27 protein-coding genes and 1 pseudogene are annotated in these 24,954 nt (G+C 34.9%); 25 read left to right on the top strand and 3 right to left on the bottom strand.

The genetic code is table 11. The features are described from left to right. The first annotated feature begins 236 nt into the window (after positions 1 to 236). The 8 genes from SM124_RS13950 to SM124_RS13915 all read left to right on the top strand — a co-directional run bounded on the left by SM124_RS13950 (position 237) and on the right by SM124_RS13915 (position 8,945). The gene (locus tag SM124_RS13950) at positions 237 to 1,448 is read left to right on the top strand and encodes an MFS transporter (RefSeq protein WP_322447137.1); all 1,212 of its coding nucleotides are present in this window, start codon (positions 237 to 239) and stop codon (positions 1,446 to 1,448) included. Positions 1,449 to 1,547: 99 nt separating this feature from the next. Further along, a complete protein-coding gene (locus SM124_RS13945) occupies positions 1,548 to 2,108 on the top strand; it encodes a GNAT family N-acetyltransferase (RefSeq protein ID WP_322447136.1) in 561 nt (186 codons plus the stop codon). A 178-nt stretch (positions 2,109 to 2,286) separates the two neighbouring features. Next, positions 2,287 to 3,192: a PhzF family isomerase gene (locus tag SM124_RS13940; protein ID WP_322447135.1), complete on the top strand. Its 906-nt coding sequence runs from the start codon at positions 2,287 to 2,289 to the stop codon at positions 3,190 to 3,192. 222 nt (positions 3,193 to 3,414) lie between these two features. Next, complete coding sequence (locus tag SM124_RS13935) at positions 3,415 to 4,371, top strand: MBL fold metallo-hydrolase (RefSeq protein WP_322447134.1); 957 nt, start codon at positions 3,415 to 3,417, stop codon at positions 4,369 to 4,371. 36 nt (positions 4,372 to 4,407) lie between these two features. Further along, positions 4,408 to 5,265: an alpha/beta fold hydrolase gene (locus SM124_RS13930; RefSeq protein ID WP_322447133.1), complete on the top strand. Its 858-nt coding sequence runs from the start codon at positions 4,408 to 4,410 to the stop codon at positions 5,263 to 5,265. 169 nt (positions 5,266 to 5,434) lie between these two features. Then, entirely contained in the window at positions 5,435 to 6,004 is a 570-nt protein-coding gene (locus SM124_RS13925; RefSeq protein WP_322447132.1) for a sigma-70 family RNA polymerase sigma factor, read from the top strand. Continuing rightward, entirely contained in the window at positions 6,001 to 7,086 is a 1,086-nt protein-coding gene (locus SM124_RS13920) for a DUF4179 domain-containing protein (RefSeq protein ID WP_322447131.1), read from the top strand. Before SM124_RS13925 ends, SM124_RS13920 begins: the two co-directional genes overlap by 4 nt. 227 nt (positions 7,087 to 7,313) lie before the next feature. Then, complete coding sequence (locus tag SM124_RS13915; protein WP_322447130.1) at positions 7,314 to 8,945, top strand: WG repeat-containing protein; 1,632 nt, start codon at positions 7,314 to 7,316, stop codon at positions 8,943 to 8,945. A 121-nt stretch (positions 8,946 to 9,066) separates the two neighbouring features. Here the strand turns inward: SM124_RS13915 and SM124_RS13910 are convergent, their stop codons facing one another. Continuing rightward, the gene (locus SM124_RS13910; protein WP_322447129.1) at positions 9,067 to 9,930 is read right to left on the bottom strand and encodes a methyl-accepting chemotaxis protein; all 864 of its coding nucleotides are present in this window, start codon (positions 9,928 to 9,930) and stop codon (positions 9,067 to 9,069) included. 191 nt (positions 9,931 to 10,121) lie between these two features. On the opposite strand from SM124_RS13910, the gene SM124_RS13905 reads away from it, so the two are divergent. The 7 genes from SM124_RS13905 to SM124_RS13875 all read left to right on the top strand — a co-directional run bounded on the left by SM124_RS13905 (position 10,122) and on the right by SM124_RS13875 (position 14,247). Further along, positions 10,122 to 10,868, top strand: a complete 747-nt coding sequence (locus SM124_RS13905; protein ID WP_322447128.1) for a MerR family transcriptional regulator — start codon at positions 10,122 to 10,124, stop codon at positions 10,866 to 10,868. A gap of 14 nt (positions 10,869 to 10,882) precedes the next feature. After that, entirely contained in the window at positions 10,883 to 11,608 is a 726-nt protein-coding gene (locus SM124_RS13900; RefSeq protein ID WP_322447127.1) for a CPBP family glutamic-type intramembrane protease, read from the top strand. 79 nt (positions 11,609 to 11,687) lie between these two features. Next, entirely contained in the window at positions 11,688 to 11,888 is a 201-nt protein-coding gene (locus SM124_RS13895) for a transcription initiation factor TFIIIB (protein WP_407691413.1), read from the top strand. A gap of 45 nt (positions 11,889 to 11,933) precedes the next feature. Further along, entirely contained in the window at positions 11,934 to 12,344 is a 411-nt protein-coding gene (locus SM124_RS13890) for a hypothetical protein (RefSeq protein WP_322447125.1), read from the top strand. A gap of 8 nt (positions 12,345 to 12,352) precedes the next feature. Beyond that, positions 12,353 to 12,778 (top strand): YhfM domain-containing protein, encoded by a 426-nt coding sequence (locus SM124_RS13885; RefSeq protein ID WP_322447124.1) that lies wholly within the window; start codon positions 12,353 to 12,355, stop codon positions 12,776 to 12,778. Between the two features lie 244 nt (positions 12,779 to 13,022). Next, the gene (locus tag SM124_RS13880) at positions 13,023 to 13,676 is read left to right on the top strand and encodes a TetR/AcrR family transcriptional regulator (RefSeq protein WP_322447123.1); all 654 of its coding nucleotides are present in this window, start codon (positions 13,023 to 13,025) and stop codon (positions 13,674 to 13,676) included. Then, a complete protein-coding gene (locus SM124_RS13875; RefSeq protein WP_322447266.1) occupies positions 13,663 to 14,247 on the top strand; it encodes a hypothetical protein in 585 nt (194 codons plus the stop codon). The genes SM124_RS13880 and SM124_RS13875 overlap by 14 nt, the downstream gene beginning before the upstream one ends. A 63-nt stretch (positions 14,248 to 14,310) precedes the next feature. Here the strand turns inward: SM124_RS13875 and SM124_RS13870 are convergent. Next, positions 14,311 to 14,652 (bottom strand): annotated as a pseudogene (locus tag SM124_RS13870) (cell wall hydrolase); the annotation flags it as partial. 559 nt (positions 14,653 to 15,211) lie between these two features. Here SM124_RS13870 and SM124_RS13865 point away from each other — a divergent pair. The 8 genes from SM124_RS13865 to SM124_RS13830 all read left to right on the top strand — a co-directional run bounded on the left by SM124_RS13865 (position 15,212) and on the right by SM124_RS13830 (position 21,182). Next, positions 15,212 to 15,571: a cupin domain-containing protein gene (locus SM124_RS13865; protein ID WP_322447122.1), complete on the top strand. Its 360-nt coding sequence runs from the start codon at positions 15,212 to 15,214 to the stop codon at positions 15,569 to 15,571. Positions 15,572 to 15,907: 336 nt separating this feature from the next. After that, entirely contained in the window at positions 15,908 to 17,878 is a 1,971-nt protein-coding gene (ltaS, locus tag SM124_RS13860; protein WP_322447121.1) for a lipoteichoic acid synthase, read from the top strand. Positions 17,879 to 18,140: 262 nt separating this feature from the next. Continuing rightward, positions 18,141 to 18,263 (top strand): FbpB family small basic protein, encoded by a 123-nt coding sequence (locus SM124_RS13855; RefSeq protein ID WP_322447120.1) that lies wholly within the window; start codon positions 18,141 to 18,143, stop codon positions 18,261 to 18,263. A 16-nt stretch (positions 18,264 to 18,279) separates the two neighbouring features. Next, on the top strand, positions 18,280 to 18,669 hold the full coding sequence (locus SM124_RS13850) for a sporulation protein (protein WP_322447119.1): 390 nt from the start codon (positions 18,280 to 18,282) through the stop codon (positions 18,667 to 18,669). Between the two features lie 118 nt (positions 18,670 to 18,787). Beyond that, on the top strand, positions 18,788 to 19,060 hold the full coding sequence (locus SM124_RS13845; RefSeq protein ID WP_322447118.1) for a YkvA family protein: 273 nt from the start codon (positions 18,788 to 18,790) through the stop codon (positions 19,058 to 19,060). A gap of 16 nt (positions 19,061 to 19,076) precedes the next feature. Continuing rightward, positions 19,077 to 19,868: a TerC family protein gene (locus SM124_RS13840; protein ID WP_322447117.1), complete on the top strand. Its 792-nt coding sequence runs from the start codon at positions 19,077 to 19,079 to the stop codon at positions 19,866 to 19,868. Between the two features lie 26 nt (positions 19,869 to 19,894). Further along, positions 19,895 to 20,530: a protein kinase family protein gene (locus SM124_RS13835; protein WP_322447116.1), complete on the top strand. Its 636-nt coding sequence runs from the start codon at positions 19,895 to 19,897 to the stop codon at positions 20,528 to 20,530. 46 nt (positions 20,531 to 20,576) lie between these two features. Further along, positions 20,577 to 21,182: a DedA family protein gene (locus SM124_RS13830; protein ID WP_322447115.1), complete on the top strand. Its 606-nt coding sequence runs from the start codon at positions 20,577 to 20,579 to the stop codon at positions 21,180 to 21,182. Between the two features lie 40 nt (positions 21,183 to 21,222). On the opposite strand, the gene SM124_RS13825 is transcribed toward SM124_RS13830, so the two are convergent. Next, the gene (locus SM124_RS13825) at positions 21,223 to 22,929 is read right to left on the bottom strand and encodes a methyl-accepting chemotaxis protein (RefSeq protein ID WP_322447114.1); all 1,707 of its coding nucleotides are present in this window, start codon (positions 22,927 to 22,929) and stop codon (positions 21,223 to 21,225) included. A gap of 352 nt (positions 22,930 to 23,281) precedes the next feature. Here SM124_RS13825 and SM124_RS13820 point away from each other — a divergent pair, with 352 nt between their 5' ends. Next, positions 23,282 to 23,647 (top strand): DUF2500 domain-containing protein, encoded by a 366-nt coding sequence (locus tag SM124_RS13820; protein ID WP_322447113.1) that lies wholly within the window; start codon positions 23,282 to 23,284, stop codon positions 23,645 to 23,647. 369 nt (positions 23,648 to 24,016) lie between these two features. Continuing rightward, complete coding sequence (locus SM124_RS13815; protein WP_322447112.1) at positions 24,017 to 24,661, top strand: hypothetical protein; 645 nt, start codon at positions 24,017 to 24,019, stop codon at positions 24,659 to 24,661. Positions 24,662 to 24,954 lie beyond the last annotated feature (293 nt).

Here is a 24,954-nt window from a genome sequence, read left to right as displayed (position 1 = left end):
TTTACTAGTAGGTCAGTGTATCTGACCCCATCCAAACATCCATCCACATACAAAATAAACACCTATAGGCTTACTTAATAAACCAAAGGGTGCTTGTAACTTGTTTTCGGCATTTTGTAATCTCAAAAAGTGCTTTCCAAGTGTATATAAATCTTTTAAAAAAATAGATACAATATTTTGTAAATCTATAGTATCTTTAGAGTATCGAAATTTATTTTACGACGAGAGGCGCTACTATGTGGAAAAGTAAAAATGTTTGGATATTATTGATTGGAGAATTTATAGCCGGTTTAGGTTTATGGCTTGGTATTATTGGTAATCTAGAGTTTATGCAGGAAAAGGTCCCATCGGATTTCTTGAAATCCCTTATCATTGCTTCCGGATTATTAGCTGGAATTGCTGTCGGTCCTATGGCTGGAAGAATTACTGATCAGCTTAGTAAGAAAACCGTTATGCTCGCCTCCGGAATGGTTCGAGCATTTAGCGTAGTGTTTATGCTGATTGCTATTTATACTGGTTCCGTATGGTGGATGGTTGGATTTATGATTGTTCTTCAATTATCAGCAGCCTTTTACTTTCCAGCACTACAAGCGGCTATCCCACTTGTGGTTAATGAAAAAGATTTGCTTCAACTAAACGGGGTCCATATGAATGTTTCGACTCTTTCTAGGATATTGGGAACGGCTGTTGCAGGAATTTTAATAACCATGCTACCGCTTTCCATGCTCTATATCGGTTCCCTGGTCGCATACTTAGGATTGTTCATCTTAACATGGTTCTTGGATATTGAAGAAGCGAAACAAGAAATGAGTCCTGAAAAAGGCAAGGTTAAGAACAGCGGTGGATTTAAGGAAGTTTTTCCTATTATAAAAGGGTTGCCTATTGTCTCGATGACTCTCATCTTAACGTTGGTCCCGTTGTTATTTCTAGGTGGCTTCAACTTGATGGTCATTAATATTAGTGAACTTCAAGATAGCTCATCCATTAAAGGGATTATCTATACAGCGGAAGGGCTAGGTTTTATGCTAGGGGCCTTTTTCGTCAAGAAGATTAGCAGTAAAAGCTCGCCGTACTCTGTATTATTTTTCTTCTCTTTTATTATTGGATTTTCACAGCTTCTTCTCTTTTTTGCAGATGTAAAAGTGTTATCCATTGTTGCCTTTTTTGTATTTGGTTTTGCTGTAGGATGCTTTTTTCCGACTGCAGCCACTATCTTTCAAACAAGAGTACCAAAAGAATTCCACGGAAGATTCTTCTCGTTCCGAAGCATGCTTGACCGGATCGGTTTCCAGGTCGTACTCCTTTTAACGGGATTCCTTTTAGATGCAGTCGGGCTGCAGATTATGGTTACTATCTTCGGGATCTTATCGTTATTCATGACAGCCATTTTTTTATTAAGGTCTCGTCAAGTACGTACAGAGGTTGCGGTTAGCGATAAAATTAGTTAATACTGGTTAATTTAATAATGAATAAAAGGGTAAAGAATTTTTTCTTTGCCCTTTTTTTGTACATTAAACAGAGTTAAGGATTTGAACGGGAGGAATTATATGAACATAATAACCACTGGAGTTTGGGATGATGATCTCTGGAGGGATGCGGGTCCTCTCTATTTAGAGGCATTTGGAGACAAGGGAGCTAAGCCGGTAAAAATCATTAAAAATATGTTTGAACAAGGAATGGCAGAGCTTCATGTAGGCTACAACGAGTCGAAAGCCGTTGGTATGGCTCTCACAGGGAAGCTTGAAAGTGACAAAGTGATGATCATTGATTATGTAGCAGTTTCTGAAAAAGAACGAGGGCATGGGCTTGGCAAACACTTTGTAGATTACCTTCGACAAAAAGCAGTTGATTATGGATATCAGAAGTTAATTATTGAGGTAGAGTCCGAGGATACATTAGAAAATAGAAAGCGTATCGAATTTTGGCAATCATGCGGTTTTCATCTCACTGAGTATGTTCATCACTACATTTGGGTTCCGGAAACGTATCATGCGATGTATCTTCCTATGATTACTGAACAAAGAAAGGAAACCGGAGAGGAACTGTTTAAATACATAAATACTTTTCACCGTTTATCGTTTCGGGGTGGTGGGAAGAAGCGTGATTAAAGATTCCTATTTAGCGTTTTACTCTTTCCTTATTGAAATTTGATGAACTTCTAACCATTTTAATGATGGAAAATAAAGGTTTTTTCAAGTGTAACTAGAAATATATATATTGCTGTATTGCTGGGTTTCATTGATGGAGATTGAATGTTCACAAATTATTTTATTAGGAGATTGTTTTATGACAAAAGCATACCGTTTATATCAAATAGACTCGTTTACAAAGAACAAGTTTACAGGAAATCCTGCTGGGGTTATAACGAATGCAGATGGTTTGACTGAGAACGAGATGAGGAAGATCGCGAGGGAGCTTAACAATTCAGAAACAGCTTTTATATTTTCCCCTGATCACTCTACGTATGATGCTCATGTGCGATTTTTTACACCAACAACGGAGGTACCCATCTGTGGACATGCCACTATTGCCGCGCACTATGCACGAGCGATTGAATTACAACTCGATACGACCCGAGTTCATCATAAAACGGGGATAGGTATTTTGCCAGTTGATATTATTAGGGAAGAAAACGATTATAGAATCATTATGGAACAGGGGAAGATTGAGTTTGGTTCTATAATTGAAGGAGAAAATAAGGCGCTTCTCTTGTCTGCACTTAAGATTAGCGAAGAAGATTTAATGGGAGATTGCCCTTTTCAAATCGTCTCAACTGGAAACTCCAAGGTGATGATTGCTTTAAAGAGTCGTTCTTTATTAAATCAACTTAAGCCGAATAATCAAGCTCTTACAGATTTGAGCAAACGTATTGGGTGTAATGGCTATTATACTTTTACAAAGAATGATGATGACAAGGAGATTTTAGTACACGGGAGAATGTTTGCTCCCGCGGTAGGAATCAATGAGGACCCGGTAACTGGAAATGCAAATGGTCCCCTTGGTGCTTACCTTGTTCATCATAATCTCGTAAACTACGTTGGTGATTCCTTTGAATTTAAGGCAAAACAAGGTGAGGCAATAGAACGACCAGGTACGATTGATGTTTCAGTGCAAATGGAGAATGGGGTTCCTGTTGGAGTAAGTATTTCTGGATCAGCCGTCATCGTATATCAAACCGAATTAATATTATAAACAACAGTTTTAAAATGGATTAATAGAATACTATATTTTACGGAGTAAGATAGTTTTCTGGCTATTGAATCTTATAAAGGGGTATTAATCATAGAGATTAATGCCCTATTTAGTTTTAAAATAGGGTAAGTTAAAAGGTTCCTGTTCGAACAAAAAAGAAATATACTTGGTAAATTTTACATGTTAATATAAACAATATGTTTGATAGGGAGGGAAATACACATGAGTAATCTAACAAATACATTAACAAATTCAAAGCATTTTAAATTAACTGAAGTGGCTAATGGTGTGTATGCAGCTATATCCGTTCCAGGGACGGGCTCACTAGGAAACGCAGCTATTATTGATTTAGGTGATTCAACACTTGTGGTTGACACATTCACTACGATACAGGCGGCTGAAGACTTAAAGGCAGCTGCAATGGAGCTTACAGGTAAACCAGTTTCCTATGTAGTTAACACACATTGGCACAGTGACCATACAAGTGGAAATCAAGTTTTCACTCCTCAAGCACAAATTATATCTACAACTACAACATATGAAATCATGAATACTTTTGGTAGAGAACGAATAAGTCAACAGCAATTAAAACCGGATTCTATTTATAAAGCCCTCGATGAAGTTGAGGAGAACATAAAACAAGAAACTGATGAAAAATTAAAACAGGAGATGCAATGGGAACTAGCTAGCGATAGGGAATATATGAGCATGCTACCTGGATTGGTGTATACCGTTCCAACGATAACATTTGATCAACAACTTGCCATTCACGGAAGAGACAGAACGGTACAGATTATTACGTATGGGGGAGGACATACCCAAAGTGATACATTTGTATATTTACCTGAAGAAAAAATTGCTGTGATGGGGGATTTGGTTCTCTCAAAGCATCATCCAGTACTAATTCATGCGAATCCTAAGGAATGGCTAACGATATTAGAACAAGTTGAACAACTGGATATTGAAACAATCGTTCCGGGACATGGTGAGGTCTGTTCCATGAATGCACTTTATGATGTGAAAGGATATCTTAATGAACTATTAACCTTGGTAGAGGAAGCTGTTGCTGAACAAATAAGCATTGAAGAAATATTAGTGCCTCTAGCTTATCAAGAGTGGTCTTTTACAACATACTTTAAGGGAAATGTAAAAAAGGTTTTTGAATTCATTACACGCTAAACTTCGGTTAATAATTAGTAAAGGGAGTTGGACTCTTTGGAAAGAAGAGTAGAAACATATACGATAGATGGAGTCACAATCGAATATTCCATAATGGGAAAGGGAGAACCCGTTTTCATTTTGCATGGGGGTCATTCAAACTGTTACGAGGAGTTTGGTTACAGAGCTCTTGTGGAAAACGGATTTTCGATTATAACTCCTTCAAGAGCGGGTTATGGAAGGACATCTAAAGAAATAGGAAAGAGTCTTTCTAGTGCTTGTGAGTATTATTTGAAACTATTAAATTATTTAGAAGTTGAAAAAGTACATTTAGTTGGTATCTCTGCTGGTGGTCCTAGCAGTATCTATTTTGCAGCTCACTACCCAGAGAAGGTTCGTACACTGACTTTACAATCAGCCGTTACAAAGGAATGGCTTACCCCAAAAAATACGGAATACAAAGCGGCAAAAATATTATTTAATCCTAGTACTGAAAAGCACACATGGAAATTAATTTCTTTCATGAATAATCAATTTCCGCAGTTTATATTTAAGCAGATGTTTCCTTCATTTAGTAAATTAACGTATCGTGAGGCAAAAGAAAAACTACATAAAGAAGATATTGAAGCCATTAGAAGAATGAACAACCGTCAACGATCAGGAAATGGTTTTCTAATAGACTTGTTACAAGTGAATGAAATCTCAAAGGAAGATTTGCAGGCTGTAAAATGTCCAACTTTAATCATGCATAGTAAACATGACAGTTCAGTTCCTTTAGAACATGCCTATTTTGCTCAGGAAAACATTTCTTCCTCAAAATTATGCTTACTTGATGCATGGGGGCACTTAATTTGGCTTGGAGCATCATCTAAAGAAACAGACGTCAAGCTTCTAACATTTTTAAAAGGTTCTTAAAGATTTACTTCCAGAGTGGAGTAGGTCTTTTTTATTTTGTGGTTAAAAAATGAGGATAGTAATAAGGTACAATAAAAATTACTATAAAAATAAATAAAAATGAGAGAAAAATATTTTTTCTCCGTTATATAAGGTATAAAAGCTTTGAAAGATGCAAGGAGAGTTGTACATGAAGTCGAATGATAGCAATTTTATAACAAGGCTACAGCATCAAAAAGAAGATGCACTAGAATTTATTGTTGATCAATATTTACCAGTAATAAAAGGGATTGCCTATAAGGTTCTTTCTTCCCTAGGGAACGAAGGAATTATAGAAGAGTGTATCAACGATGTATTTTTGTCTATATGGAACCATTCAGGAAAGTTTCAAGGTGGTTCGGAAACGGAATTCAAGAAGTGGATTTGTACCATTACCAAATATAAAGCCATTGACTACTACAGGAAAACTAAAAAAAAGCAGGAGTATAGCTCTGAATATCTACCCACAACCATGGAGAGCTCTGCTGAAGATGAATTGATATTAATGGAAGACCAGGCGGAATTAATTAAACTAATTAATCAGCTGGAGCCGGTTGATCGAAATATTTTTATTATGAAGTATTTTCTCGGTTTAAAAACAGAAGAAATATCCACTCGACTCGGTTTAACCCATTCTTCCATATTGAACCGGATTCATCGTGGTAAGAAAAAACTGTATAACAAAGCTCTAAATTTGAATATTGGAGGTAGTGTTGTATGAAGGATATTTATGAATTATTAAATGATATTGATATAGATGAGAATGAGTTTGAAGAAATGGAAGTTACAGAAATCGAGAAAGCTAGATTCAAAAGCAACTTGAAGAAGTCAATTAAGCAAAAGAAAAAGAGATTTCGATGGAAAAAGAGTGCAGCTGCCGTTGCGATCATAGGTTTGTCAGTTGTTTCATTTGGTCTTACATTTCCTACCTATGCAGCCAATATTCCGTTAGTGGGAGATATTTTTAGATTTATTGATGGTGGGAAAACGGGAATTTATGATCAATATAAGGAACATTCCACTGAGGTAAACTTGTCAAAAGAAAGCCAGGGTATCAAAATCACGCTAAATGATATCATTTTTGATGGGAAGACCGTTTCCGTCACTTATTTAATTGAAAGTGAACACGAGCTAGAAGTAGAACCAAATTATAAACCAGGGGACGAAATCAACCCTTTTGCACAGCCGTTTTTAGTCATTAAAGGTGAACAAGGTTGGTCAGGGAACTCAAAGTTTTCAAAAATAGATAACAATCATTATGCTGCCATAACTACGGCTAGTATAAATAAATTTACTGAAAAGAAAGAGATTGATGTTGAACTTTTATTATCTGGTATAACAACGAAAAGTAACAAGGTGTTGCAAGGGGATTGGAGCTTTGATCTTGGCGTGATAAAGGCTACGGACAACAACGTACAAGTTATTAATCAAAGTTCCGAAAAAGATGGGGTAACGGTTGAGGTAGGAAAAATTACTACTACGCCGATGTCGTTTATTGTCTATTCCAACCATACAATCTCTGAAGAGGTTAAAGAGAAGTGGCCTTTTGCAGAGGTAGATCTCCAAGTAAAAGATGATTTAGGGAATCAATATCATGGAGAATGGAATGGTGGCTGGTCGGATGATGAAAAAGGAGTTACGTTTGGAAACAGCAAAGCCTTTGGTAAACTAGACCCCAAAGCAACTAAACTTATTATTACTCCTCATATAAGAGCATATAACGATACGATAGTCGATGGTTCCCATGTTAAGGATGAAAAAACTTTCGTAGCTGACGACATAATCGTTGATTTAAAGAAATAAGAACAGAGAAGGGCTGTCCTAATTAGTGGACATCCTTTTTTCTGTATAAGTATTAATATAGTAATATAGCACTATCTTCTTGTATTTTCATTAATTTCTAGATTATATTGAAACTTTTGTAAAATAAACACGTCAAAACAAATAAGAGAGGTGATATATTTCAAAATAATGTTTTTGTGAATTTTTCGAAAGCAACTAGTTGTTACGTAAAACTGGAGGAGTTACATATGAAGAAAAACTTTAATTTTTTATTGATGGGAGTTCTATTATTTAGTTTCCTGATGGGTTTCGCTCAATCAACTACAGCCGTGAGTGGAGATAAATATATCGATCATCGTTTTCATAATAATCTTGTGTTGTTTAAGCAAAAAGGAAAATATGGGATGTTAGATACAAAAGGAAAAGTTATTATTAAACCGCTTTATCAAGAAATTCTTCATGACTACCGTACCAATGTCGTTCGAGTTAAACAAAACAATAAATACGGTTACATTAATACGAAAGGGAAGGTTGTTTTTACACCGCAATTCGATTCAGCTAGTATTCAAAACTTTCCTACTGACGAAAAATTGTCTTTAACTGTAATGGTAACTAAGAACAACAAGTATGGGCTTATTCATTTAGCAACGGGTAAAACAATTGTAAAACCTCAGTATGATATGATTGGAGACTTTGAGAACGGAGTAACTTTCTTTAAAAGTAAAGGTAAGTACGGGATTATTGATGAGAAGGGAAAAATAATTGTAAAGCCAACTTATACTAAAGTCCCTCAAAACTCTAACGGAACTTTTATTATCTACCAAAATAAAAAGTACGGCTTAATTAATAAGCAAGGCAAAGTGATTGTTAAGCCGTTTTATGAATCGATGACGGGTTTTAATGGTGGGTATTTTAAAATAAAAATGAATAAGAAATATGGGGTTGTTAACTCAAAGGGTAAATTGATAGCCGAACCAAAATATGATGCTGTCGGAGCATTTAATGCGAATTCTGATTATGTTTTTACAAAAATAAAAAATAAATACGGAATCATTAGTACAGATGGCAAAGTCGTGATTAAACCAAGTTATGATTCTGTTGGCAAGTTTGAAAGAGGGTTAGCACCCGTTGAAATTAGTGGGAAGTTAGGTTATATCAATACAAAAGGTGAATATGTAGTGAAACCACAGTATGAAAAAGCTTACGATACACGTGAGAACCCAAGCTATACGTTTCGTTCAAATGCGGCAGTCGTTATAAAGGATGATAAATATGGAGTGCTTAATACAAAAGGGGAAGTAATTGTTGATTTCATCTTTGACTCTATAAGTTCTTTCAGTGAAAATGGCTTTGCATTAGTGGAGCAAAATAAAAAATTTGGGTTAATCAATGATAAGGGCGATATGATCGTGGAACCATCCTATGACTCATTACAATTTTCAGGTCATACAGGGGATGAGGGTATGTTTACCGATGAGTTTATTCGTTTTACAAAAGATAACAAGGTCGGCGCCTTAAATAAAGAAGGTAAAGTGATCATTGAACCAATATACGACCAAATCATGCCTTTCGATAATGAAGAATTAATCAGTGTCTTAGATGGTGATAAGTATGGAATAATTTCTTCAGAAGGAAAGGTAGTAGTCCAGCTAAAATACGATTATATTCAGGAATTCCAAGAAAATAAATTAGCGAATGTACAGTATAAAGGGAAACAAGGATTTATCGATCATAAAGGAAATGTTGTTGTAACCCCACAGTATGATTCTGTTGGAAATTTCTTTGAGGGTCTTGCTTTCGTAAGTAAAAATGGAAAAGCGGGCTTTATTGATGAAAAGGGTAAGGTTGTTTTGAAGTTGACTTATAAAGAGCTAAGATAGAACGTATTTATGTCCCTGATCAGCTACTGTAAAATTAAGAATTGCTGTTTAATTTAGCCGGAAAATTAATAAAAGCCGAGAATAAGGGTGAATTATTCTCGGCTTTGCTAGTTTCTATAACTCACAGAAGTTCAGAAGCATATTGATTTAATACTTTGCTCATTTTCTCAATTTCATCTATGTATTCTGATATTTCTACAGTGGAGGTGGCTTGCTTGTTTCCGATTAATACCACTCTTTCAACTAATTTGGAAATTTCAGACATGGATGTTTGAATGTTCGTTAAAGTTCCTTTTATTTTCTCTGTAGAGGCAACAGTTTCGTTGGAAAGTTTACGAATTTCGCTCGCAACTACCCCAAATCCTGATCCAAACTCTCCTGCTCTAGCAGCTTCGATAGACGCATTTAATCCTAATAAGTTTGTTTGGTCTGCTATCTTTTTAATAAATTTTAATACTTCATCAGTACTTTTAACTTCTAAAGAAGCTTTATTCGATTGTTCTAGAAGCGTATTACTTGTAACAGATAACTCATCTGCCCCTTTTGAGATGTCAGATACTCTTGAACTCGTTTGAGTAAGCGATTTTACAATTTCGTCTGAAATACGGAGTAACTCCTTCTCATTTTGTTCTTGAAGTTGTATGGCTATAGCTCCAACAACTTTACCTTCCTCTGTAATAGGTGTAGCTAACCCTGTAAACGGAAACCCAAAAAACTGAGCATCTACTTGCGTTTTAATTACCTTATTATTCTTTATACAGTCGGCCAATGGTTCATCTGGATTAATTAAATCCCCTTGCTTAACTCCTAGATTAATTTTTTTACTAGGATAGTAATTTAACCATTTTTCTCTATCAGTAATTCCTACTGCGATATCTGGCAACATGCTTTGTATAATTGGAACTACTTGAGTAAATGAGTGTAATATACCATTTAGATCTTCTGTATCTCTTTTACTAGTACTAAATGAATAGGGTGTCTTCATATTTTCCTCCGAAATATTAAATTTATATATATATTAAATCAAGCAGAGAATTTACTAAAGTTATAATGTGCTAGTATAAAAGTCTTGTTTAGGTAAAGGGTTGTTATGAAGAATTTTTAATTATTTTCTTGAACCTAACGTAACGTAATGTTTTATGATAATGATAGAAATAAATGGAGGTGAAGAGCCAGATGGAACAGCATTATTCTATTGGTGAATTCGCAAAGAAAACAGGAGTAACGGTCAGAACTCTACATTATTATGATGAGTTAGCCATCTTGACGCCACATCGATCGGAAAGTGGTAGAAGATTTTATGATAGTAATCATTTTGTAACTATGCAAAAGATAGTAACTTTAAAGTATTTAGGTTATTCCTTAGAACAAATGAAGGACCTACTATCACAAAATAACTGGAATATAAAAGAGTCGTTGATGTTCCAAAAGCAGATTATGGAGGAAAATCTTCGTCAATTGGAAAGAACGATCCAAGCATTAGACCATGCGATTCATCTTGCTGATGAACAAGAGAATATTGATGCTAGTATTTTTTCATCGATCATACAAGGAATTCAGTTCCAGGATGAACATAAGGAATGGTTAAAGGGAATTTATCCAGAGGAGAAAGTAGAGAAAATTTTCAATATTTCGAGTGAAAAACAACTCGAATTAGAAAAAGAATTTTCAACAATCTTATCTGCTCTAAAATTAAAATTTGGACTAGACCCTAGTGACAGTCAGGTTCAGTTGTTGATGAAAGATTTAATCACTTTGTTTCAAGAAGTCGTTGGTGAAGATGTCCAGTCCTTTATAAAAGTGACGAGCGGTTCTGCTTCTGAGGAAGAAGATCCACTTTACCCATTACCGTTAACTCGAGAAGAGGAAGAGTGGGTAGGGGAAGCCATAAAAATTTATTTACATAATGGTGAATTAATATAGAAGGAGTTGAGAGAATGGGCACGTTTGCTTCGTTATTAATAATAGTACTAGTTTTACCCGGTATCTTGTCCATGACACTGAATGAAAAGAAGGTGTATCAAGATGTAATAAAAGATGGTGATATCCCGTCCTTTTGGCTTCGTTTATTAAACCACGTGATAATTGTTGTGCCTTTTGCCATTTTAGGATTATTTTTCTACGAGCGTGAAGGTTTTGACATACAATCCATACAAGGACTGAACATCAATTCAGTGTCTATTAGTCTACTTTGTGCATTAATAAATGTCGCAGCTTATTATTTATTTTTTAAAAGAAGAGTCTCATTAGATACGTTTACAAAAGCTGAAAGGTCCAGAACACAGTTGGGGATTTGGACCCGTATCTTTTACGGGGGAGTGGTAGAGGAAGTTATTTTTCGTTTTGGTCTCATGAGTTTTCTTGTTTGGCTATTTAATCTTTTTATAACCAATACGATTCTATCTGTTTGGCTTTCGAATTTACTAGCCAGTATCCTTTTTGCACTCGCTCATTTGCCTGGAGTCTATCAAATGAAAGTTTCTGTTACGAAGACGGTTCTGATTTATACGAATGGAATGAATATAATAGTAGGTTTAACTTGTGGTTGGTTGTATTGGAAAGAGGGACTTGCTGCAGCTGTGATGTGTCATATGATTTTCCATTTGGTTTGGTATGTATTTGAAAAATTAGGCAAAAGAACAGTTAAAGCTCTAGAAATGTGAAACCAATTTCCAATTTTGTACGTATAGAAAATAAAGGAATTTCAAGATAGTTCGAGAGGGAGTATGAAAAATGAGACATATGATAAAAGCAACAGAATGTCCGAAATGTGGCGGTAAAGAATTAGGGATAGGGAAACAAAGTGGTTATGCTGTTATGTACCCAGATAACAAGATGAGCTTAGGTTCCAATATTGAGTACGTGATTTGTACGGATTGTGGCTTCATTATTGAAAGCTATGTGATAAAACCTGAGAAATTTAAGGGGACTTTATTAAGATAGACTCATTCATCGTGATTGCTTATTTAATTTGGAGGAATTTTATTTATGAGACTAAGAGTGTTTCTCAGTATTTTTCTAATGATGATTTTGGCAGCGTGTTCATCTACGAAAACGGTTGTTTCCGATGAAGTAGTATTCTTTGGTGAGGGAAAATACTGGGACGTTAAATACACCTTCAATCCAGAATTATATAAGGAAAAAAAGATCAGCTGGGTTGAGATGGAAGCAAAGGATTTAGAATTATCTAAGTTAGATTTAGATCAATTAGTTGTTGAGCTTGAAAGTAGAGATGGTACGGTTTCAGGAAAAGTTGGAGATATGGAAGTAAAAATAGAGGGGAAAGTTCTCTCATTCGTCGTTGGTACAGTCAATACTGACACATTTTTAGAGGATGAATACAAATTGAAAATAAACTATGAAGACCAACAGGATGTAATTAAGTTAAAGGTAGAATAGAGGTACCAATGAAATTTAAATTGTTGATTGCAGTGTTATGCCTTTTAATCAGTACCATTTTGTCGGGTTGCTTAAATCAGAAAGAAACGATGGTGCTGTTAGACGAAAAGATACAGGGAATTGAAGTTTCGAAATCTATGGGTGTTGGAAATGTTAATGAAGATATCCACGTTTCATTTAATCACAAAAACTCAATCAAGGTATTCGAAAAGGCTATAAAAAGTGCAATAAAAGATAAAGTAGAATTAAAAGCAGAACCAGACTATGATATTGTGGTTTCGTATGGAGATGAGTTTCCTAAGCATGCCGTACATTTATGGTTAGGAAAAGAAAATGAAGAAAGTATTCTTACATATATGGTTGGAGAAGGGGAAACATACAGAACTTCAGCTAAGATAACGAATCAATTACGGGAACTAATATTAACAAAATAATAACAATTAAAGGAGTAATAAAATATTCCCTTCAACCACAAATAAATAAGTCTACAAACCGTGTCTGTATGAGTTAGGACCTTGTTTGTAAAACTAACTTGCCGTCTAACAAACGGCTTTTTTCTGTTCTAGGAATAAATTTTAAAATGTTATGTTAGTAGGAAACTATTTACAATTAATTGCTTGCGTGTTAATATGACACTATCGTCATATGACAGTTGTGTCATATCAAAGGAGGATCACTTTGCCTAACCCTACTTTTTATAATTTACCCCCTGAAAAAAGGGAGCTTATTACTACAGTTGCCATTGATGAGTTTTATGAAAAAGGCTATGAGAAAACGAGTATTGCTAAAATCATCGATAAAGCAAAAATACCAAGAGGGAGCTTTTATCAATATTTTGAAGATAAAAATGATTTGTATCGCTATCTCATCATCGAAGTGATTGGGGCTCGGAAACATCAATACTCCGCTCATCTATCAAATTTAAAAGAACTCTCGTTTTTTGATTATATTCGTCATTTGTTTTTGAGTGGTATTCAGTTTTATCGAGATTATCCAAAATTAGCTTCCATCGCAATTGATTTTATGTCTATTCGGGATAAAGAATTAAGGATCATTATTCTTGGTGAAAGTCAAAAAAAGGCTGATGACTACTTTATTCAATATATAAATGAAAGAAAAGATGATGGAGAAATTGTTAATAGCCTTGACACAAGTACTTTAGTTTACTTCATTCATTCCATGAATCAAACATTGGCAAATTTCTTTTTAGATCATGGTAAGACCTTTGAGGATGATCATCTAGTACAGCAGGTAAATAACATGATTTCGATTTTAGAAAACGGTATAAAACCATTGGAAGGTGAGAACATTGGAAAAAATGAAGAAATATGATAAACAAATAGCGTTTATGTTATTTAGTCTTACTGTTATTTTTGTATTAATTGCCTCTATTAATAAAGATTTCTTAGACTGGATATTTGCAAGACATCATAATCAATTAAGTTGGTATATCCGTCCACTATTTCTTCTGCCTTTTTGCTACTTTGCTTTTAAAAGAAGCTGGGCTGGAATTATGGGAACTATCTTCTTACTAACTACAAGCATGGCATGGTTCCCAGTGCCTGAAACGATAAATGCTCAAGTGAAAGAGTTTTTACAATATGAAGTGGATTATCTTACAGGGGATTGGGGAGTAGGGAAAATTCTAATAACCTTGCTAGTACCTTTTTCTCTCACTGCTTTAGCATTAGCATTTTGGAAAAGAAATTTGTGGATTGGTTTAACCGTTCTAGTGTTAATAGCTGTAGGTAAAATGACGTGGAGTGTTACTTCAGCCGGTGATGCAGGTAAATCAATTTTTATCCCTGCCTTAGTCGGGTTGTTCCTTTGTATTTTCCTCATTTACTGGGGATTTAAGAAAGCTCAAAAGAAGAATGATAATCAAAACAACTTGAAAATTTAATGGATACGAAAAGGACCGAGCGTTTTCTGCCCGGTCCTTTTCGTATAATTTAGGTCGTACATTTTATTTTGCAAAAACATGATTTCCAATGGTTTTTACTACCGTACGTGAACGAATCCATGTATCTGTAGCAATATCAGGGTTATAGAAGTAAACGGAATTATTTAACCGATCATTTCTAGTTAAGGCTTCCTCCACGGCTTTTTTGGCCTCTTTTGAAGCTGGATTATTGATTTTCCCATTCTGAACAGGTGAAAAGGCGTACGTGCCACCTACTACTTGTTTAATGACACCTGTAACACTATTTGGAAATTGAGATGAATCCACTCGGTTTAGGACAACCGTTGCTACTGCTACTTTTCCTTTATAACTTTCTCCTTTTGCTTCGGCTTCAACTAGACGAGCAAACAAATCTTTTTCCTGATTAGAAATTTGTTCATCCTCTATTTTTTCCGGCATTTCTTTTTTTAATCCAGATGAAAGCTTTGGTGCATGAAGCATATCTTTTGTTTCTTGTGTTAATTCAGTGTTCTCATCTATTAACTCATTATTCGAAGATACTGTTTGATCTTCGGTATTAGCTTGTGCGGTATTGATTTGTTGGCCGATAAATGAAAGTGTAGCTACACAAGCTATCATGAGTGTTTTCATTGTTGTTTTATTCATGTGAGCTACCTCCTAATGTGTTAGTGTATTTTTACACTACCATGGGCTTGTACTGAATGACAGAACGAAAGCATTACATTACATGTTTGTTTGATGACAACATTACAGTTGGTGTGTAAATATGACAATCTTCCTGTATGAATGTAATAATCATTCCAATGATTGCGATATAGAGGGATTTATTTCTATGTTGTAGAATTCATCTTCTTATAATATATAATTAGTACATGATTACCTGAAAAAGAGTTGGAATCAGTTAATATTAAACAATTGAATAACTAGGAAAAGGATGTTTTGAGTGGAAAAGGTAAATATAGTAGAAAAATTTTCGTTATTTAATGAACATTGGAGCCCAAAAATAGCTGGAGAAGTAAATAATATGCATGTGAAATTTGCTAAATTAAAAGGTGAATTTGTTTGGCATCGTCATGAACATGAGGATGAGATGTTCCTAGTAGTTAAAGGAAAATTAATACTTAAATTCAGAGATAAGGAAGTCAGTATAAATGAAGGGGAGTTCATCATTGTTCCAAAAGGTGTAGAACACCTTCCTGTTGCTGAAGAAGAAGTTCACGTACTACTGTTTGAACCTAAATCAACACTTAATACAGGGGACCAAGTAAACGATAGGACGGTCTCGAACCTTCAATCCATTTAAGAGCTGGTATCAGCTCTTTTTATTATTAGTTTGAAAATTTAAACTTTAATCTTTTTTGAAACTTTATTAATTTTAATACGTCTAACAATTATTGAGATTTTAATCAGCAACCTAACATAGTTTATTTGAACGAAATCGTTGATTAGGCATAAGGTGAAAAATAGAATTTTCTTTCTTTTTTTTAGCAATTGATTTTTTACAAGACTCTAGTATAATGAGGAGTCGAAGTTGCTGCATTTGATAAAAATTAAAATAGATTTATTGCTTAATAGACCCATATAGGGACATTAAATATAAAAATTATCATGAAGTTTTTTGGAAAGTAGGTGTGTAAACATGAATAATACATTTTCAAAAATTAATTTGAATAATAAATATGTTCATTTTTTCTTATTAGCTGTCATTTTACTTTGGTTGAAAACATATGTTGTTCAGTTAACACAGTTTGATTTAGGTATTGATAGTGCATTACAACAATTTCTATTATTTTTGAATCCTTTAGGATCGTCCGTATTGTTTTTAGGGTTTGCTTTATTTTTTAAAGGAAAAAAGAAATATGTGTACTTAATTATTCTTGATTTCCTATTATCATTTATTGTTTACGCGAATGTTCTTTATTATCGTTTCTTTAATGACTTTATTACATTCCCCACTTTAACTCAGACGCAAAACTTTGGGGATGTTAGTGGAAGTATTGTTACGTTATTTAGACCATTAGATTTTCTATTCTTCTTTGATGTCATTTTATTAATTGCTTTACTTTCTTTTAAAGTGGTAAAAGTGGAAGTTAAGGAAATTAAACGTCATCAAATTGCGGCAATTTTTTCAATTGCACTAGGAATTTCATTTCTTAACTTAGCGATTGCTGAAGCGGATCGTCCTCAATTATTAACGAGAGGATTCGACCGTAACTATATTGTTAAATATTTAGGTATGTATAATTACACCATTTATGATGGAGTATTAAGTACGAAAGCAAAAGCCCAAAGAGGTTTCGCGAATAGTAATGATATTACAGAAGTCATCAACTTTACTAAGTCTAATTATGCAGAGCCGAATCCGGCATACTTTGGTGCTGGTAAAGGCATGAATGTCGTTTATCTTCACTTAGAGTCGATTCAAAACTTCTTGATTGACTATAAGTTGCATGGGGAAGAAGTTACGCCATTCTTAAATTCAATGGCAAAAGGAGAAAACTCTCTTTACTTTAAGAATTTCTTCCACCAAACCGCTCAAGGAAAGACTGCGGATGCGGAATATATGATTGAAAATTCTCTATATGGTACTCAGCAAGGGGCTGCTTTTACTACTAAAGGGTTAAATACGTATCAAGCTGCTCCAGCCATTCTTGGCCAGCAAGGATATACTTCAGCTGTTTTCCACGGAAATACGGGCAGCTTCTGGAATCGTAACGAAATATACAAATCATTTGGTATGGATCATTTCTTTGATGAAAAATCGTTTGAATATAATGATGCAGATGTAGCAGACTACGGTCTAATGGACAAACCGTTTTTCGAGCAGTCGATGCCTTTACTTGAATCACTGCCGCAACCGTTCTATACAAAATTTATTACGGTATCACACCATTTTCCATTTACGATTGACCAAGAGGAAGCAACGATTGCCCCTCATACAACAGGTAATAAAACAGTTGATAACTACTTCCAAACGGCACGCTATGCGGATGAAGCGTTAGAACAATTTGTAAATTACCTGAAGGAATCTGGATTATATGACAATACAATCATTGTTATGTACGGTGACCACTATGGTATTTCACAAAACCATAATAAAGCAATGGAGCAAGTCATTGGAAAGGAAGTAACTCCGTTTGAAAGTGCAGGGTTACAACGAGTTCCATTAATCATTCATGTACCAGGTGTGGAAGGTAAAGTAATGGAGGAATACGGTGGACAGATTGATTTACTTCCTACACTCCTTCATTTATTAGGAAAAAGCGCAAAAGATTATATTCACTTTGGGACAGATTTATTATCTGAAAATCATGATGATGTAGTGCCTTTTAGAAACGGTGATTTTGTAAGCTCGACTTACACATCAGTAGGCGGAGTGTTTTATGATTCAAAAACAGGATTACCGCTAGAGGATGAAGCAAAAATGACTGAGGCTTATAAATATCAACAAAGTGCAGATCAAAAACTGCATTTATCAGATAAAGTAGTAAATGGAGATTTATTGCGATTCTACACTCCTAAAAACTTTACACCAGTAGATCGTTCCCTTTATAACTACAACTTAAAACAAGAAGACAGTGATACAGAAGAACAGACTGAAAATCAGTAAAAAGTTTCGGTTTTATGATTGACAGTTTTAAAGATATATATTATGATTATCTCAAATAGTTTAATATGTTTCTCCTAAAGGGGAGTAGCTTTTACAGCAAAGTCGTCATTTCAGAGTTCATCACTCTCGGCTTTGTTGGCAACACTTACGTTGTTAGCAAGACCTTTACCAAACGGTAGAGGTCTTTTTTGTTTTTTTAAAAGCCTTTACCAACTACTGGTAAAGGCTTTTCTGTTTATGGAGATAAAAAGGAGAATGAAAAATGAAAAAAACAAAGGTATCAATAACAGAATTAATTAAGAAAAACAAAGAGGAACTTTTAAAAGATAAGTCAAGGCTCGAAAAAATTGAGAAACGAATTGAAGAAAAATACGCTAAACAATAATAGGGGAGGGTATAAATTGTTACTAAGAAAGTACATGTCTCTTTTAGGTATAGGCTCTGCCAAAATTGATCTTATTTTACCGAAAGAAAAGTATAAGCTTGGTGAACAAATTAATGGTTACTTTCTATTGAAGGGTGGAACCATCGAACAGCAGTTAAAAAGAATCGACTGTGATTTAATTTGTATTGATAAGCAAGGTGAATCAGAAAAAGTCATAGATTCTGTTACGATATTAACATCTAAATGTATTGAATCTGAGGAAACGAATCAAATGCCTTTCACATTTACTTTACCAGCCTCAATACCATTTGTGACAGAAGACGTATCATTCCGGTTTACAACAAGGCTTACTTTTAACGAGGGTGTAAAAAGCATCGATCAAGATTTTATAGAAATCGTCCAATAAACGTTTATGTAGTAGTAAACATAATAATTCAGATTTATAATTCAGATTTATAATTCAGATTCATAATTCATAATTCAGATTAAGCTTATTAAAGGTCATAAAGGAATGGGGGATTCAGTTGTTGAAATTTTTCAAAAGAATGAAGTTTATTTTGAAATTTTGGAGGTTCATACCTTTCCTTAAAGATTATTTCTTATCAAAGGAAGTGGAGCTTCATACTAAGGCATTAGGGATACTATTAATTTTAACCTACGCATTTTTCCCTTTTGATTTAATACCGGATTTTCTAGCTTTCTTTGGAATAGTTGATGATGTGGTTATTGCAACATTGGTTCTTGAGAGATTGGTAAAATGGGCACCGTCATCTCTAAGAGAAAAATATAAATTGTAAGGAGGTCATTTGATCAATGGAATTAGCACTTTTATTTGAATATGGTTGGGTATTATTACTTTTAATTGCTATTGAAGGTCTGTTAGCAGCTGATAATGCACTTGTATTAGCTATTATGGTCAAGCATTTACCGGAAGAGGAAAGGAAAAAAGCATTGTTCTATGGGTTAGCGGGGGCATTTGTGTTCCGATTTGGATCCTTATTTGCAATCTCTTTCCTTGTTAATGTATGGCAGGTACAAGCGATAGGTGCTTTATATCTGTTATTTATCGCAGGAAATCATATATTTAGAAAATTAGTGGTGCATAAATCTAAAGAAAAGAGTGAAGCATCCAACGAGAAGAAAAAGAAGCCATCGGGTTTTTGGGGAACGGTCTTTAAGGTCGAACTAGCTGACATTGCTTTCGCTGTCGATTCTATCTTAGCTGCAGTAGCACTAGCAATGACTCTACCAAATACACCACTTCCGAATATCGGCGGGTTAGACGGAGGTAAATTCTTAGTAATCTTTGCTGGAGGACTGATTGGTCTAGTCATTATGCGTTTTGCAGCCAATTTCTTTGTGACATTACTACAAACTCGTCCTGGTTTAGAGATAGCAGCTTTCTTAATTGTAGGTTGGGTAGGGGTTAAACTTTCTGTCTACACCTTAGCTCATCCAGCTTTAGCTGTATTACCAGAAGGATTTCCAAAATCTCCTGAATGGAAAATTTCCTTCTACGTCGTCCTTCTCCTTATCGCAGTAGGCGGGTGGTTTTTATCCAAGGAGAAAACGGAAGAAGTGGTTCTTACAGGGGAAAGTAAATAGTAATGGAAGATGATAGGAGGTTCGGGATGAAAACATTCAGTGAATTGGCTCAAAGCGTCAGTTATGCGGAAAAAGGTACACAAATCTTACTGAATAAGAAAGATCCCGAATTAAGTTTAATGGGTAAGGGAAGAAGTGCTTTTGCCTTTAGAATTGGAGCGACAAACAAAGTGCTAAAAGTATTCTTTCCTGCTTTTACTCACCTAGCTGAAAAAGAAGCATCTATCTATCAACAATTAATTGGGATTCCATATTTTCCAATCTTATACGAGTGGGGAGCCAATTATATAGTCATTGATTATATTGAAGGCAATACTCTCTTTCAATGCCTACAAAAAGGAATTCCGATTAGCAGCGACCATATAAAGGAAATTGATCAAGCATTGGCATTTGCGAGAGAGGTGGGCCTAAATCCATCGGACATCCACTTAAGAAACATTTTTATTACAAGGGTTGGAACGGTTAAGATTATTGATGTAGTAAGGTATAGACAAAATAAATGGTGCTCTCAATGGGATGATCTAAAAACTGGGTATAATAAGTATTATGTACAACGATGGTTTCCTAAAAAGATACCTGAATTCATACTTAACTTGGTTGCATCTCTTTATAAGAGTGAATCTTTTTCAAAGAATCTATTAAAAAAATTGTTGAGTAATTAGTATCCTATACAGGGGATTGAATAATATAGATAATTTGGAGTAAAGCATGGAAAACTCGTTAATAAATATCATGAATGAATATGGGTATATGGGGATTATGTTCTTATTAGCCCTAGAAAACATATTCCCACCCATCCCGTCAGAAATCATTCTTACATTTGCAGGGTTTATGACAACTTCATCTGAGATAAGTATCATGGGTGTTGTTCTGTCAGCAACAGCAGGTTCCATTATTGGTGCCATTATTCTTTATGGAATTGGATTGCAATTAGATGTACAAAGGCTAGAGAAGGTTATTGATCGCTGGGGAAATATGCTTCGATTAACGAAAAATGATGTTCATAAAGCGGATGCTTGGTTTGATAAGTTTGGTGGATGGACCGTCTTATTTTGCCGAGTCATTCCCTTAGTAAGAAGTTTAATCTCCATTCCAGCTGGTATGTCTAATATGAATTTTGGTGTATTTCTAGTGTTAACAACTGTAGGGACATTGATTTGGAATATTATCCTTGTCAATCTAGGTGCATCTGTTGGGGAGTCTTGGGATGTTATTGTAGAATATATGGATATTTATTCTAAGGTGATTTATTTAATTTTGTTACTTATAGTTATTTTGGCTATTTCTCTCTATATAAATAAAAGAATACGTTAGAAGCAGAAAAAGGACCATTAGAGGTCCTTTTTCTGATAAACTATTTTATTTTAAATTTACTTACGACCGATTGTAATTCTTCCGCCATGGAGGATAGCAAGGTAGAAGCAGATGAAATTTCCTCCATCGTCGCATTGGTTTCTTCTGTGGCACCAGCTACATTCTGTGCATTTGCAGCTGATTGTTCAGAAATACTAGCTACTCCGTCAATAGCTTGAACTAATGTTTCCGAACCTGCATTTACTTGCTGTACGGCAGCGGAAACTTCTTGTGCTTGTTTAGAGACATTTTCTACGGCTTGAAGAATTTCCTTAAAAGAATCCCCGGCATTTTTTGCTAAAGAGATTCCTTCACCGACAGCTTCTGTTCCTTCATTCATGACAATTACCGCTTTTTGGGTGTCATGCTGAATATGGTGAATTAAATCCGTAATTTGCCTAGTTGCCGTTTCACTTTGTTCCGCTAATTTCCTAACTTCATCGGCTACGACAGCAAAACCTTTTCCATGTTCACCTGCTCTTGCCGCTTCGATAGCTGCATTTAGAGCTAGTAAATTCGTTTGAGAAGCAATACTGGAAATGAGCGTGACAATTTGGCCAATTTCGGCAGATCTAGTTCCTAAATCGGTAACCACTTCTGCTGTTTGTGTTACTTTTTCGTGGATGGTGTTCATTTGATTGACTACTTTTGAAACCGTTTCATCTCCACTATTAGCTTTTTCTGTAGCTTCAATGGAAGAATCTGTTGCATGTTGAATGCTCATACCAATCTGACCCATGCCATTTGTCATTTCTTTTAAGACTTCAGAAGCATCAATCACACTGGAGACTTGTTGTTCAGACCCGGCTGCTACTTCTTGAATAGCGATTGTAATCTGTTCTGTAGCTCTCGTTGTTTCTTCAGCACTTGCTGATAATTGTTCCGATGTAGAAGCAACCTGTTGAGATTGGTGTGCCACTTGTCCAATAATATGACGTAAACTGTTCGTCATTTGGTTAAAGTCTGTAACGAGTTGACCTGTCTCATCTTTACTTGTTACTTTCAGTTCTTCCATCGTCAGGTCACCATTGGCTACTTTTTTTACATGTTCGGCTAAAGTGATTAGAGGTTTTGAAATCATTCTAGCAATTACTATGGCTAAGCTAATGCCTAGAATAAAAGCCATTACGGAAATAATGATAGTCCATAATCTCCCCGTTGAGAATAAATTCATTGATTCAGAAGAAGCCGCTTGTGCGCCTTCAATGTTATTCTTCACTAGGAGAGAGATATGCTCATTTGCCTCATTAAAAACAGGGTCCGCTAGTTGTAATAAGGAATTGGCAAACTCAAAATCTGTATTTTTACCTGCCTGAAGAATAGATGGAATTTGTTCGATATAAACTTCCCAATCATTAGCAAACTCGTGATATAAATTCCTTTCCTCTTCAGTGGATATTAGAGTGTTTTCATATTCAGTTCTCATATTCTCAATGTTTTCTAAAGTTTGTGTTAACTGACTCTCTATTTCAGACATTTTAGCGCTATCTTTTTCAAGTATGTACATCCCTAAAAGGCCTCTAACATCTGAAACTTCCCCATTTAATTCACCCAGTTTAATAACACTCGGTAACCAGCTATGGTCAATCTCTTCTGTTTTGGCTCCCATTCCAGAAATATTGAAAATGGCTACAGCACTTGTCGCACCTAACAAACATAAAATCAAGCCAAAGCTAAGTAGTAATTTTCTCCTAATCGTCATTTTCATACTTTTCACCTCATCAATTGTTAAATTCTTTGTTGTTTTTTGAAGGACAATCTCTCAGTATAGTGCTTTAAACCTATATATATATATCTATTCTTATTATCCATATTAACAGGGCTTTATTACATCAACTTCCGTTCTTATTTTTATAGAAAGGAGGGTAGTATGTCAGTATGTAAATAGGAATGGAATACTATTGACTAGTGTTCTTATTTACCTATCTTCATAAATGGTATTGATTTGATAAAATTTATTACTATATAATGCTAGGATTATTACGTTTTTATGGAATAGTGAAACCTTTTTTAAATCGTATTCGTATATAATGTTTATTAAGTGAAGAGGAGGGGCTAAAATGTTTGTTGATGATCCAACAGGTGGAGATCTTATGTTTCAAATAGTTCCCATATTTATAGGCATTATTTTTATTATTGTTATAGGTTTTATCATTATAAATATAATTAAAGGGTTCTCACAATGGAGTAGTAATAATCAATCTCCTATTCTTATAGAAAAAGCAAAGGTTGTTACTAAAAGAACGGCAGTTAGAGGAGGAGGGGAGACTCGGGCATACAACGAGTATTATGTTACCTTCCAAATGGACAATGGTGAGAGGGTAGAATTTAAAGTAAAAGATAACGATTATGGGATGCTTGTTGAAGGTGATGAAGGTATGTTGAATTTTCAAGGTACACGTTATTTAAATTTTAAAAGAATTTAAATTTAATAAATACGTATTTTATAGAAGCCTGGACATTGAAACGTAAATCAGTATTGGTTTGTGTTTTCTTTGTTTAAATGAGGTTCAATTTAAAGTTAATAAATGTGTAACTTTCAGGAGTTCAATCGGAGTTCAATCGTATTTCTTATAAGGGTTGATGAGGAAAGATCATTTTTCAAAGTTTAAGAAAGTATAAGCTTTTTGAAGTTAGACAACTTTCCAGCTCCAGCGCCTAGCCCTTCGAGTCAAATAACCTTCCATCCTAAAAGTCAAAAACCAGACTTTTAGGATGGAAGAACATTTGCTTGTCAGGGCTGACCAAGGCGCTTGCGCTTTTCTTATCTGCATATAGCCTAAAAAGGAGGACCTATGAAAAAATTTCTAAACATATTACTTGGAATCGTTAGCCTGTTTCTTATAGTTGCTGGGGTAGTTGCCTTTATGTTTGTCCAAGATATGAAACCGGACAAAGAAAAAGAGGCTGAGATAAGAGTTCTTGCGGAGGACTACTTACAGGATCATTTTAACGGAGATTTTGAAATCTATGATGTATTATTCGATAACATGGGGAACTTTGGCTTTGAATATGCAGCAAAAGCAAGAAATAAGAACAATCATGTGGATTTCTTGATTTATATGGACGATGAAACCAAGCAGCTGGTGGACACTTATATTTCGAAAAAGTGGGCGAAAGAGGTCGAAACCTTGATTAGGCCAATCATTACCGAGAAGTTGGGGACTGAAACTGATTTATACGTATACTTTGATGATGAAATAGGTAAAAATTTAGGATTGAACCCTCTAGCAGAATCGAGTTATAAAGAGTTCGATGTTAAACCAACCATTCGAATGACTATCCCTCGAAAAAAGAAGGATGAAGATGAAATGTATTTAAATGCGTTAATATCTGATTTGAAAGAGAAAGAGATTCTAAAACATGGGACAGTCAATGTCGGTTATATTACAACTACAGGAGAAATTCTTGAGGATACAGAATGGAGTAAAGAGTTTTAAATATAGGTGAGTATGGGAGTTCATTTTATTATGAAAAAAGGGGCTGCCCGATAAGTCCCTGTTCTTATTTAGAATTATTCCTTGAAAGTTCCATCTTTATATTGAGTAGTCTGTTGATTGGAGTGGAAGGCGCGAAGACTCCTGCGGGGGCAGCGGGACAGGTGAGACCCACTGGCTTTGCACACCTTCCAAAATAAGTAAGTTGATGTATGAAGTTATAGACAAACGCAAAAAAAGCTCCTATTGTAGAAATGTTGAATGTTTGTTCCCTAAAACAAACTTCTACAAAGGAG

The organism is Robertmurraya mangrovi (genome assembly GCF_034427655.1).
Lineage (GTDB): Bacteria > Bacillota > Bacilli > Bacillales > Cytobacillaceae > Robertmurraya_A > Robertmurraya_A mangrovi.
Note: the sequence above shows the minus strand (reverse complement) of the source record. Positions and strands in the feature narration are given on the sequence as shown.

What these genes read in the sequence shown, in the direction of transcription:
- SM124_RS13950 (WP_322447137.1), top strand. Translation starts at nt 237, where the DNA reads ATGTGGAAAAGTAAAAATGTTTGGATATTATTGATTGGAGAATTTATA.
- SM124_RS13945 (WP_322447136.1), top strand. Translation starts at nt 1,548, where the DNA reads ATGAACATAATAACCACTGGAGTTTGGGATGATGATCTCTGGAGGGAT.
- SM124_RS13940 (WP_322447135.1), top strand. Translation starts at nt 2,287, where the DNA reads ATGACAAAAGCATACCGTTTATATCAAATAGACTCGTTTACAAAGAAC.
- SM124_RS13935 (WP_322447134.1), top strand. Translation starts at nt 3,415, where the DNA reads ATGAGTAATCTAACAAATACATTAACAAATTCAAAGCATTTTAAATTA.
- SM124_RS13925 (WP_322447132.1), top strand. Translation starts at nt 5,435, where the DNA reads ATGAAGTCGAATGATAGCAATTTTATAACAAGGCTACAGCATCAAAAA.
- SM124_RS13920 (WP_322447131.1), top strand. Translation starts at nt 6,001, where the DNA reads ATGAAGGATATTTATGAATTATTAAATGATATTGATATAGATGAGAAT.
- SM124_RS13915 (WP_322447130.1), top strand. Translation starts at nt 7,314, where the DNA reads ATGAAGAAAAACTTTAATTTTTTATTGATGGGAGTTCTATTATTTAGT.
- SM124_RS13910 (WP_322447129.1), bottom strand. Translation starts at nt 9,930, where the DNA reads ATGAAGACACCCTATTCATTTAGTACTAGTAAAAGAGATACAGAAGAT.
- SM124_RS13905 (WP_322447128.1), top strand. Translation starts at nt 10,122, where the DNA reads ATGGAACAGCATTATTCTATTGGTGAATTCGCAAAGAAAACAGGAGTA.
- SM124_RS13900 (WP_322447127.1), top strand. Translation starts at nt 10,883, where the DNA reads ATGGGCACGTTTGCTTCGTTATTAATAATAGTACTAGTTTTACCCGGT.
- SM124_RS13895 (WP_407691413.1), top strand. Translation starts at nt 11,688, where the DNA reads ATGATAAAAGCAACAGAATGTCCGAAATGTGGCGGTAAAGAATTAGGG.
- SM124_RS13890 (WP_322447125.1), top strand. Translation starts at nt 11,934, where the DNA reads ATGAGACTAAGAGTGTTTCTCAGTATTTTTCTAATGATGATTTTGGCA.
- SM124_RS13885 (WP_322447124.1), top strand. Translation starts at nt 12,353, where the DNA reads ATGAAATTTAAATTGTTGATTGCAGTGTTATGCCTTTTAATCAGTACC.
- SM124_RS13875 (WP_322447266.1), top strand. Translation starts at nt 13,663, where the DNA reads ATGAAGAAATATGATAAACAAATAGCGTTTATGTTATTTAGTCTTACT.
- ltaS (WP_322447121.1), top strand. Translation starts at nt 15,908, where the DNA reads ATGAATAATACATTTTCAAAAATTAATTTGAATAATAAATATGTTCAT.
- SM124_RS13855 (WP_322447120.1), top strand. Translation starts at nt 18,141, where the DNA reads ATGAAAAAAACAAAGGTATCAATAACAGAATTAATTAAGAAAAACAAA.
- SM124_RS13840 (WP_322447117.1), top strand. Translation starts at nt 19,077, where the DNA reads ATGGAATTAGCACTTTTATTTGAATATGGTTGGGTATTATTACTTTTA.
- SM124_RS13835 (WP_322447116.1), top strand. Translation starts at nt 19,895, where the DNA reads ATGAAAACATTCAGTGAATTGGCTCAAAGCGTCAGTTATGCGGAAAAA.
- SM124_RS13830 (WP_322447115.1), top strand. Translation starts at nt 20,577, where the DNA reads ATGGAAAACTCGTTAATAAATATCATGAATGAATATGGGTATATGGGG.
- SM124_RS13825 (WP_322447114.1), bottom strand. Translation starts at nt 22,929, where the DNA reads ATGAAAATGACGATTAGGAGAAAATTACTACTTAGCTTTGGCTTGATT.
- SM124_RS13820 (WP_322447113.1), top strand. Translation starts at nt 23,282, where the DNA reads ATGTTTGTTGATGATCCAACAGGTGGAGATCTTATGTTTCAAATAGTT.
- SM124_RS13815 (WP_322447112.1), top strand. Translation starts at nt 24,017, where the DNA reads ATGAAAAAATTTCTAAACATATTACTTGGAATCGTTAGCCTGTTTCTT.